A 10,155-nucleotide genomic window follows, 5' to 3' on the forward strand; every position below is an offset into this window, starting at 1 on the left:
GCCAGGGCCCGGGCCGCGCTGTTCAGGCGGTAGCCGAGCTCCCCGGCCGCCGCGAGCACCCTGCGGCGTACGTCGTCGGAGACGTACCGCTCCCCGTTGAGGACCCGCGACACCGTCTTCTGCGAGACGCCGGCCAGCCGGGCCACGTCCACGCTGCGCGGCGCGCTGCCGGCCCGCCCTCCCGTTCGCGTCATCGCTCTCTCCCCCGTGCCCGGCGGCCGCACCGCGGCCGATCACGCCCAGCGTTCCACACTCCCGACGCACCGAGCACGCGCTCAGCGTCCGGTCCGGTACGTCGCCTCGTCGAAGTCCGCGTGGTGTCCGCCCCCGGTGAGGTCCCAGGCCCACAAGCCGGCGAACGCACCCGTGAAGCCGAGGGAACGGATGTGGCCGTCCTCGATGTGCTCGGCGTGCTCGTCGGACAGGACCGTGGCGTCCAGGGCGGGTCCGAACGGCTCCCAGCCGCTGCCGGTGTCATGGCGGAAACGCAGCTCGGCGCCCTCGACGTCCAGGCCCAGCCGCAGCCGCGTCGTGCCGCCGAGCCGTACCTGACCGGCCTCGTCGACGCTCAGCCGGCCGCGGTCGCAGCCCGCGACGCGCAGCACGGGTTCGCCCGCGTCGTCGGCGGTGACGTACAGGAAGTACCAGTTGCCGGTGTTGTAATACGCGGTGATCCCGGCCAGATGCTGGAACGTCTCGGGCCGGTACTCCATCGTCGCCTCGAACGCGCAGCGCGCCGCCGTCACCCGGCGGGCCACCAGGCTGGGTCCGATCAGGCTCTGGGGTGACCGGCCGCCGTGAAGCCGCAGGTGGGAAGGGCGTTCGGTGAGGGAGAACCAGTCGGGGCCGGCGGCGCGGCGCAGGGTCGACCACTGGGGGCCGAGGACGGGAGCGTCGAATCCGTCGGCGCCGTCCGCGTGGTCCGCGGTACCGGTCCCCGGGGGCAGGGCGGGCGCCGGCACCTCCAGGGCGGGCAGCCCGGTCTCGGTGCGTGGCCAGCCGTCGGCGGTCCAGGTGACGAGCGCCAGGGCGGTCTCCCGGCCCAGGACGCACGGCCCTCGCCGCCCCTGCGGCCGGGCCACGAGGTAGGCCAGGTACCAGCGTCCGCCCCCGGTCTCCACCAGGCTGCCGTGCCCGGCCTTCTGCAGCGGCAGATCGGGATGGTCCCGGGCGGTGAGGAGCGGACCGTGCGGGTCGCGTTCGTAGGGGCCCGTCAGGGTGCGGGAGCGGGAGACGGTGACCTGGTGGTCGTAGCCGGTGCCGCCGTCCGCGGTGAGCAGGTAGTACCAGGGGCCGCGGCGGTAGAGGTTCGGGCCCTCGATCCAGCCGGCCTGCGGCGGCAGCGCGATGGGGACCGGGTCGCCGGTCAGGCGGCGCTCGGCACGGTCGTAGCGCCGCGCCTCGAGCCCGGCCGAACCGCCGTGCCGGGGACGCCAGTCGTGCACCAGGTTGAGCAGCCAGCTGGCCGCCCCGTCGTGGAACAGCGAGGTGTCGAAGCCGCGAGCGTGCAGCAGGACCGGTTCCGACCAGGGACCCTCGATGGAAGGGGCGGTGATCAGGTGGTTGGGGCAGTCGGTGAAGCCGCCGGTGTACGTGGAGACGTTGCTGTAGACCAGGTGGAACAGGCCGTCCGCGTGGCTGAGGCTGGGTGCCCAGACGCCGCCGGAGTCCGGGCAGCCGGTCAGGTCGAGCAGCGGGGGGCCGGTCAGGGCCCCGCCGAGGGGACGCCAGTGCACCAGGTCTCTGGAGTGGTGCAGGCGTACCCCCGGGTACCACTCGAACGTCGACGTCGCGAGGTAGAAGTCCGACCCCACCCGCAGGACGGACGGGTCCGGGTGCGAGCCGGGCAGGACCGGGTTGCGGATGAGGCCCGCAGGCCGGTTGTGCATGGGAGGTCCCCTCGTGACGCCCGCCCCGGCGGGCGCCGGGTGATCACCGCAGGACCGTAATATCGAATACGTTCGCGAGCAACGGCCGATCGGTTTTCCGCTCAGGGTCCGCGTATCCGTTCGGCCGGAAGCGGTCGAGGACCGCGAAACGCCGCCGTGGTCCTTCACCCCCCTCCCCCGACGGGCGACCATGCGATGTCATGGACATCTTGCTCGTCGCCAGCGCGTTCAACAGCCTGTCCCAGCGTGTGTTCGCCGAACTGTCGGACGAGGGGCACCACGTGGAGGTCGTGCTCGCCTCCCACGGCCCCGACGCCGTCCGGGCCGCCGTACGCGAGGTGGGCCCGGAGCTGATCGTCGCCCCGATGCTGAAGTCGGCCCTGCCGGAAGACGTGTGGCGCGAGCACACCTGCCTGATCGTGCATCCGGGGCCGCCCGGTGACCGGGGCCCGTCGTCGCTGGACTGGGCGATCGCCGAGGAGGCGTCCGAGTGGGGCGTGACGGTGCTTCAGGCCGAGGCAGCCATGGACGCGGGGGACGTGTGGGCCGACGGCACCTTCCCGGTGCCTCCGGCGGGCAAGAGCGACATGTACCGCAACGAGGTGGCGGACGCGGCCACGGCAGCCGTGCTGCTGGCCGTGCGGCGCTACGCCGAGGGGTCGTACAAGCCGCGCCCGCAGAGCGAACCCGGGGCCCATGTGGTGTGGCGGGACTACTTCCGCCAGGAACAGCGGCGGATCGACTGGGAGCACGACAGCACGACGACGGTGCTGCGCAAGCTCCGCGGGGCCGACTCGCAGCCCGGCGTCCGCGACGAGATCTGCGGCCAGGAGGTGTTCCTGCACGGCGGTCACCCCGAGGACCGGCTGCGCGGGGAGCCCGGGGAACTGCTCGCCACCCGAGCCGGCGCAGTCTGCCGGGCCACCCGGGACGGCGCGGTGTGGATCCCGGAGCTGCGCCCCCGCAAGAGCTCCGGTGACCCCGCGCCGTTCCGCCGCCCGGCGGCCTCGGTGCTCGCCGGCTTCCCGGCCCCGCCCGGCAGCGCACCGGGCATGCCCGGTGCGTACGACCGCCCGTACTGGCTGCCCGAGATCGCCGCACCGCTCGAACTGCCCCCGGACCGCACCACCTGGACCGACATCCGCTACCGGCAGCGCGGTCCCATCGGGTTCCTGGCCTTCTCGTTCCCCGGCGGGGCCATGAGCTCCATCCACTGCCGCCGGCTGCTCGCCGCCTGGCGGTACGCCCTCACCCGCCCCACCTCGGTGCTGGTGCTCGGCGGCGCCCGCGACTTCTTCTCCAACGGGATCCACCTGGGCGTCATCGAGGCGGCGGGCGACCCGGCGGGCGAGTCCTGGTCCAATCTGAACGCCATGGACGACCTGGTCGAGGCGGTGCTGCGCACCACCGACCGGCTGGTGGTGTCGGCCCTCGGCGGCAACGCGGCGGCGGGCGGCCTCATGCTCGCCCTGGCCGCCGACGAGGTCTGGTGCCGCACGGGCAGCGTCCTCAACCCGCACTACCGGAACATGGGCCTGTACGGGTCGGAGTACTGGACGTACTCGCTGCCCCGCCGGGTGGGCGCCGAGACGGCCGAGCGGCTGACGACCGAGGCATTGCCCGTGAGCTCCACGACGGCCGAGCGCATCGGGCTGGTGGATCGTCTGGTGCCGGTCGCGGCCCGGGAGTTCGCCCCCGAGGTCGAGCGCCTGGCCGCCGACCTGGCCGCCGACCCGGACCTTCCGCGCCGGATCACCGCCAAGGCCACGGCCCGTCACGCGGACGAGCTCACGCAGCCCCTCGCCGAGTACCGGCGGGCCGAACTCGCCCGGATGCGCGCCGTCTTCTTCGACCCGGACGCTCCCTACCACGCGCTGCGCTCCGCCTTCGTCCGCAAGCTCCCGAACGGCTCCGCCCGGCCGCTGGCCACCACGGGGGACGCTCGATGAGCCCGCGGCTCCTCGTGGCGGGGGTCGGCAACATCTTCCTCGCCGACGACGCCTTCGGCCCCGAGGTGATCCGCGCCCTGGAGCAGGACCCGCTGCCTCCTCAGGTGCGGGTGCGGGACTTCGGCATCCGCGGCATGGACCTCGCGTACGAGCTGCTCGACGGCTACGACACGGCCGTCCTGGTCGACGCGGCCGTGCGGGGGCACGAGCCGGGCACGCTGTCGCTCATCGAGCCGGAACTGCCCGGCGAAGCCACGGCGGGGCCCCCGCCCGAGGCGCACGGCATGGACCCGGCGAAGGTCCTCGCCCTGGCCGCCCACCTGGGCGACGAGCCGCTCCCCCGCGTCCTGGTGCTGGCCTGCGAGCCCGAGCTGCGGACACCGGCCGACGAGGACATCGCCCCGGGCATCAGCACGACGGTGCGCGAGGCGGTCGGGCGGGCCGTCACGGCGCTGCACACCCTGGTGCCGGTGCTGCTCGCCGACCCGGCGGCCTCGCCCCCGTTGAGCCGCCCGGACGAATCCGCCACCCTGTCCTCGGCCGGGCTGCCGGGCACGGTGAGCGGCGGCGCGGAGGATCGGTAGCGGAACGATTTCCCTACCGACCCGCGAGGAGCGGCGCCCATGTGCGATTCCGTGGACGAGGTCACTCAGGCCGTCCTGGCGAAGAACGACAATCTGGCCGCCGACCTGCGTGAGGAGCTGGCCCGGCGCGGAGTGAGCGTGGTCAACCTGCTGTCCAGCCCGGGCAGCGGCAAGACGGAACTGCTCGGGAGGGTGCTGGCCAGGGCGGTGGAGCGGAGCCTTCCGGTGGCCGCCCTCACCGCCGACCTGGCGACCGAGAACGACGCCGACCGGCTGGCCCGGTCGGGAGCACCGGTGAAGCAGCTGCTGACGGACGGGCTGTGCCATCTGGAGGCGAGGCAGCTGCGCGGGCATGTGGAGAGCTGGCTGCCCGCGGGCACGTCGCTGCTGTTCGTGGAGAACGTGGGCAATCTCGTCTGTCCCGCGTCCTACGACCTCGGCGAGAGTCTGCGGATCGTACTCATGGCGGTCACGGAGGGCGAGGACAAGCCGCTGAAGTATCCCACGGCCTTCGGGTCCGCCCAACTGGTGGTGCTGACGAAGACCGATCTGGCCGGGCCGGCGGGATTCGACGAGACGGCCTTCGAGACGAACGTCCAGCGGGTCAACCCCGGGGTGGACGTGGTGCGGTCCTGTGCCCGCACCGGTGCCGGCGTCGACACTCTCCTGGAGCGTGTGCTGGCCGTCCGGGACGGGGCCCCCGTCCACCGGCCGCCCCTGGCGCCGCGCCCGCACACCCACACCCACACCCACTCGCACACGCACACGCACGAGGGCGCCGAAGCCGGTCTCGTCCCGTGACGGCGCCCGCCACCAGGGCGGTGCGCCGGCGCGTCACCGTGCGCGGCACCGTGCAGGGCGTGGGCTTCCGCCCGTTCGTGCACCGCCTCGCCACCGACCTGGCGCTCGCGGGCTTCGTGAGCAACACGGCGAGCGGCGTCCTCATCGAGGTGGAGGGCCCACCGGACGGCGTCGCCGAATTCTGCGACCGGCTGGCCGGGGAGCCTCCGCCGCTGGCCACCGTCACCGGCGTCGGCTTCGAGGACCTGCCCGTCACCGGCGCTGAGAGCACCTTCGGCATCCGCTCCACCGGCCGCTCCCCCGGCAGCACCCTTCTCCCGCCCGACACGGCGACCTGTCCGGACTGTCTGCGGGAGCTGGCCGATCCGGCCGACCGACGGCACCGGCACCCGTTCGTCACCTGCACGCACTGCGGCCCCCGCTTCACCATCGCCACGGGCATGCCGTACGACCGGGCGGTCACGACCATGGCCGGCTTCCCGATGTGCGCCGCGTGCGCCCGGGAGTACGGCGATCCCCTCGACCGCCGCTTCCATGCCCAGCCCGTGGCCTGCCCCGACTGCGGTCCCCGGCTGCGCCTGATGCCGGCGGCCGGGAGCTCCGGGAGCGAGGTCGGCCCGGCCCGGGATGCCGAAGCCCTGGCGGCGGCACGGGCGTTGCTGGCCGCCGGGCGGATCGTCGCCGTCAAGGGCCTCGGGGGCTATCACCTGGCCTGCGACGCCACCGACGCCCGGGCCGTCGACACTCTGCGCACCCGCAAGGCACGCGGCGGCAAGCCGTTCGCCGTGATGTGCGCGGACCTCGACGACGTACGGCGGATCGCGGAACTCTCCGTGTCCGAACGGGCCGCTCTCACCGGCTCCCGGCGCCCCATCGTCCTGCTGCGCCGGCGCGGGGATGCGAGCGGTCTCGCACCCGGCGTCTGCCCCGGCAGCCCGCACCTCGGCGTGATGCTGCCCTACACGCCCGTGCACACCCTGTTGTTCGGGTTGCCCGGTGACCCGCCCGGCCCACGCGTGCTGGTCATGACGAGCGGCAACCGCTCCGGGGAGCCGATCGTCACGGACGACGAAGAGGCGCTGACCCGGCTCGCCGGGCTGGCAGACGCCTGGCTCGCCCACGACCGGCCCATCGCCTCGCCCTGCGACGACTCCCTGCTGCGGGTGCGGCCCGACGGCACCGAGCAGGTGCTGCGCCGCTCCCGGGGGTATGTGCCCCGGCCACTGCACCTGCCGGTCCCGGTGCGGCCCGCTCTCGCCGTCGGCGGCGACCTGAAGAACGCCCTGTGCCTCGGCGCGGGCGACCAGGCCTGGTTCGGCCCGCACATCGGCGACATGGGCGATCTGGCCACCCTCGAGGCGGCCCGGCGAGCGGACACGCACCTGCGGCGTCTGACCGGCGTGCGTCCCGAAGTGGTCGCCGCCGACCGGCACCCCGGGTACCACTCGACCCGGTGGGCCGCCCGACTGGCCGGGCCCGCACCCGTGCCGGTCCAGCACCACCACGCGCACATCGCCTCCGCGATGGCCGAGCACGGCCTGGACGGCGCCGTCCCCGTGATCGGCGTCGCCTTCGACGGCACGGGCTACGGCGACGACGGCACCGTCTGGGGCGGCGAGATCCTCCTCGCCGACTACACCGGCTTCCGGCGCTACGCCCACCTCTCCCGCGCCCCGCTGCCCGGCGGCGACGCGGGCGTCGCCAACCCGTGCCGCCTGGCCCTGGCCCGGCTGTGGGCGGCGAGACTGCCGTGGGACGCGGACCTGCCGTGCGTGACCGCCTGCGCACCCCAGGAACTGGCGGTGCTCCAACGACAGTTGTCCGGCGGCCTGGCCTGTGTGCCGACCTCCAGCATGGGCCGGCTCTTCGACGCCGTGTCGTCGCTCGTGGGCGTGTGCCATCGCACGGGGTACGAGGCGCAGGCCGCGCTGGAACTGGAGGCGGCGGCCGCGTCGGCGTGGGGCGCCGACGGGTCCGCGTACACCTTCGCCGACGGGCTCGACCCCGCGCCCGTGCTGAGTGCGCTGGTCGCCGATCTGCGGCGCGGCACCCCCGCCGCCGTGCTCGCGGCCCGTTTCCATCGGGCCGTGGCGCGGGCGGTGGCGGAGATCTGCCGGCGCGCGCGTCAGGACACCGGCCTGGCCACCGTCGCCCTCAGCGGCGGGGTGTTCGCCAACGCGCTGCTGGAGGAGGAGTGCGCGCGGCTGCTGACCGAAGACGGCTTCGCGGTGCTCCGGCACGGCGAAGTCCCGCCGAACGACGGCGGGCTGGCCCTCGGCCAGCTGGTGGTCGCGGCGCACCTACGACAGAAGGAGTGACCCATGTGTTTGGCAGTGCCCGGCAAGGTCGTGGCCATCGACGACAGCGCCGATCCGCTCACCGGGCTGATCGACTTCGGCGGCGTGCAGAAACAGGCGTGCCTGGAGTACGTGTCCGACGTGAAGGTGGGTGAGTACGTCATCGTGCACGTCGGCTTCGCGCTCCAGCGTCTGGACGAGGAGTCGGCCCTGGCCTCACTGAAGCTGTTCGAGGAACTGGGGCTCTTGGAGGAGGAGTTCGGGGACGCCTGGGAGCAGGCGGCCAAGGAGGCGGGCGGTACCGCGGCGGCGGAGCCCCAGGACAGCGGAAGTGAGACCCGATGAAGTACATCGACGAGTTCAACGACCCCCAGTTGGCGCGGCGGCTGCTGGACGAGATCCGTGCCACCGCCACCCGGCCCTGGGCCCTGATGGAGGTGTGCGGCGGGCAGACCCACTCGATCATCCGGCACGGTATCGACCAACTGCTGCCCGAGCAGGTCGAGTTGATCCATGGGCCGGGCTGCCCGGTCTGTGTCACGCCGCTGGAGGTCATCGACAAGGCTCTGGAGATCGCCTCGCGGCCCGGGGTGATCTTCTGCTCCTTCGGCGACATGCTCCGGGTGCCGGGCACCGACCGCGACCTGTTCCGGGTCAAGGGCGAGGGCGGCGACGTACGGGTGGTGTACTCGCCGCTCGACGCCCTGGAGCTGGCCCGCCGCAACCCGGACCGGGAGGTGGTGTTCTTCGCGATCGGCTTCGAGACCACCGCCCCGGCCAACGCGATGGCCGTGCACCAGGCACGCCGGCTGGGCCTGTCCAACTTCAGCCTGCTGGTGTCGCATGTGCGGGTCCCCCCGGCCGTCGAGGCGATCATGACGGCGCCCGAGTGCCGGGTGCAGGGCTTCCTGGCCGCCGGGCACGTGTGCAGCGTGATGGGGATGGCCGAGTACCCGGACCTGGCCGAGCGGTTCCGCGTACCGATGGTGGTGACCGGCTTCGAGCCGCTGGACATCCTGGAGGGCATCCGCCGGGCGGTCCGCCAGCTGGAACGCGGTGAGCACCGGGTGGAGAACGCCTACCCGCGTGCCGTGCGCGAGGAGGGCAACCCGGCCGCAGTGCGCATGATCGAGGAGGTCTTCGAGGTCACCGACCGGTCCTGGCGGGGCATCGGGCGGATCCCGGCCAGCGGGTGGCGGCTGACCGACGCCTTCCGCGCGTACGACGCGGAGCACCGCTTCGACGTGAGCGGGATCCGTACCGAGGAGCCCGCCGAGTGCCGGGCCGGCGAGGTGCTCCAGGGCCTGATCAAGCCGACCGAGTGCGCCGCGTTCGGCACCACCTGCACGCCGCGCACCCCGCTCGGCGCCACCATGGTCTCCAGCGAGGGCGCCTGCGCGGCCTACTACCTCTACCGCCGGATGAACGCCCCGGCGCCGCAGGCCGGCGGGACCGCGCAGCAGGAGGTGGCCCCCGTTGCCTGAACGACTCGCCGATGTGGTCGACCCGGCCAACTGGACCTGCCCCGCCCCGCTGCGCGACCAGGGGGTGGTGGTCATGGGGCACGGCGGCGGGGGCGCGCTGTCGGCTGAGCTGATGGAGCAGATCTTCACCCCTGCCTACGGCAACGCCACCCTGGCCGGGCTCGCCGACTCCGCCGTCCTCGAACTGGGCGGCGCGCAGCTGGCCTTCTCCACCGACTCCTACGTGGTCCGGCCGCTGTTCTTCCCCGGCGGCTGCCTGGGCGACCTCGCGGTCAACGGAACCGTCAACGACCTCGCGATGAGCGGTGCCGTGCCCGCGTACCTCTCGGCCGCCTTCGTCCTGGAAGAGGGCGTGGAGCTGACGGTCGTCGAGCGGATCGCCCGTTCGATGGGGGCGGCTGCCGAGGCCGCCGGGGTCACGATCGCCACGGGTGACACCAAGGTGGTGGAGTCCGGGCACGGCGACGGGGTGTACGTCACCACCGCCGGGGTGGGGCTCGTGCCCGACGGGGTGGACATCCGGCCCCAGCGTGCCCGGCCCGGCGACGCGGTCATCGTCAGCGGCCCGATCGGACTGCACGGTGTGGCGATCATGAGCGTGCGGGAAGGGCTGGAATTCGGGGTGGAGGTCGCCAGTGACACCGCGCCGCTGGCGGATCTGGTGGCGGCGATGCTGGCCGTCACTCCGGACGTGCATGTGCTGCGCGATCCCACCAGGGGCGGCCTGGGCGCGTCCCTGAACGAGATCGCCCGTGCCTCCGGGACCGGTGTCCGGCTTCAGGAGCGGGCGATTCCGGTGCCGGACGCCGTGGCGAACGCCTGCGGGTTCCTCGGACTCGATCCGCTGTATGTCGCCAACGAGGGGCGGCTGGTCGCCTTCGTGCCCCCATCGGAGGCGGAGGAGGTGCTGGCGGCGATGCGGGCCCATCCGCAGGGTGCCGGCGCGACGCTGATCGGCGAGTGCGTCGCCGAGCATCCGGGGATGGTGGTGGTCGCCACCGGGCTCGGCGGGACGCGGGTGGTGGATCTGCCGCTCGGGGGGCAGCTGCCGCGCATCTGCTGACCGCAGGACAAACCAAGGGGCCCCGCCTTCGCGGCGGGGCCCTTCCCCGCTATGCCGGTACCGGCTCGATCCCGGCGATCTCCAGCTC

At 73.7% G+C, this 10,155-nt stretch carries 9 protein-coding genes; 7 read left to right on the forward strand and 2 right to left on the reverse strand.

The window, feature by feature from the left end; genetic code table 11:
- Together ABZ281_RS21690 and ABZ281_RS21695 are read right to left on the reverse strand one after the other, a co-directional pair.
- A partial coding sequence (locus ABZ281_RS21690; RefSeq protein ID WP_356657779.1) for a LacI family DNA-binding transcriptional regulator occupies positions 1 to 194 on the reverse strand: 194 nt, incomplete at its 3' end.
- 81 nt (positions 195 to 275) lie between these two features.
- Complete coding sequence (locus ABZ281_RS21695) at positions 276 to 1,889, reverse strand: family 43 glycosylhydrolase (RefSeq protein WP_356657781.1); 1,614 nt, start codon at positions 1,887 to 1,889, stop codon at positions 276 to 278.
- A 200-nt stretch (positions 1,890 to 2,089) separates the two neighbouring features.
- On the opposite strand from ABZ281_RS21695, the gene ABZ281_RS21700 reads away from it, so the two are divergent.
- The 7 genes from ABZ281_RS21700 to hypE are packed head-to-tail and all read left to right on the forward strand — an operon-like array spanning position 2,090 to position 10,067.
- A complete protein-coding gene (locus tag ABZ281_RS21700; protein WP_356657783.1) occupies positions 2,090 to 3,838 on the forward strand; it encodes an enoyl-CoA hydratase-related protein in 1,749 nt (582 codons plus the stop codon).
- Positions 3,835 to 4,422, forward strand: coding sequence for a hydrogenase maturation protease (locus ABZ281_RS21705; RefSeq protein ID WP_356657785.1), 588 nt, complete (start codon positions 3,835 to 3,837; stop codon positions 4,420 to 4,422). The genes ABZ281_RS21700 and ABZ281_RS21705 overlap by 4 nt, the downstream gene beginning before the upstream one ends.
- 39 nt (positions 4,423 to 4,461) lie before the next feature.
- Entirely contained in the window at positions 4,462 to 5,223 is a 762-nt protein-coding gene (gene hypB, locus ABZ281_RS21710) for a hydrogenase nickel incorporation protein HypB (protein WP_356657787.1), read from the forward strand.
- Positions 5,220 to 7,541, forward strand: a complete 2,322-nt coding sequence (hypF, locus tag ABZ281_RS21715) for a carbamoyltransferase HypF (RefSeq protein WP_356657789.1) — start codon at positions 5,220 to 5,222, stop codon at positions 7,539 to 7,541. Before hypB ends, hypF begins: the two co-directional genes overlap by 4 nt.
- 3 nt (positions 7,542 to 7,544) lie before the next feature.
- A complete protein-coding gene (locus ABZ281_RS21720; RefSeq protein WP_356657791.1) occupies positions 7,545 to 7,865 on the forward strand; it encodes a HypC/HybG/HupF family hydrogenase formation chaperone in 321 nt (106 codons plus the stop codon).
- Entirely contained in the window at positions 7,862 to 9,004 is a 1,143-nt protein-coding gene (hypD, locus tag ABZ281_RS21725) for a hydrogenase formation protein HypD (RefSeq protein WP_356657793.1), read from the forward strand. Before ABZ281_RS21720 ends, hypD begins: the two co-directional genes overlap by 4 nt.
- Positions 8,997 to 10,067, forward strand: a complete 1,071-nt coding sequence (gene hypE, locus ABZ281_RS21730) for a hydrogenase expression/formation protein HypE (RefSeq protein WP_356657795.1) — start codon at positions 8,997 to 8,999, stop codon at positions 10,065 to 10,067. Before hypD ends, hypE begins: the two co-directional genes overlap by 8 nt.
- Positions 10,068 to 10,155: the final 88 nt, after the last annotated feature.

It is taken from the genome of Streptomyces sp. NPDC006265 (assembly GCF_040613555.1).
Lineage (GTDB): Bacteria > Actinomycetota > Actinomycetes > Streptomycetales > Streptomycetaceae > Streptomyces.

Coding starts and splice junctions, on each gene's coding strand:
- ABZ281_RS21720 (WP_356657791.1), top strand. CDS start 7,545: ATGTGTTTGGCAGTGCCCGGCAAGGTCGTGGCCATCGACGACAGCGCC.
- hypB (WP_356657787.1), top strand. CDS start 4,462: ATGTGCGATTCCGTGGACGAGGTCACTCAGGCCGTCCTGGCGAAGAAC.
- ABZ281_RS21695 (WP_356657781.1), bottom strand. CDS start 1,889: ATGCACAACCGGCCTGCGGGCCTCATCCGCAACCCGGTCCTGCCCGGC.
- ABZ281_RS21700 (WP_356657783.1), top strand. CDS start 2,090: ATGGACATCTTGCTCGTCGCCAGCGCGTTCAACAGCCTGTCCCAGCGT.
- hypD (WP_356657793.1), top strand. CDS start 7,862: ATGAAGTACATCGACGAGTTCAACGACCCCCAGTTGGCGCGGCGGCTG.
- ABZ281_RS21705 (WP_356657785.1), top strand. CDS start 3,835: ATGAGCCCGCGGCTCCTCGTGGCGGGGGTCGGCAACATCTTCCTCGCC.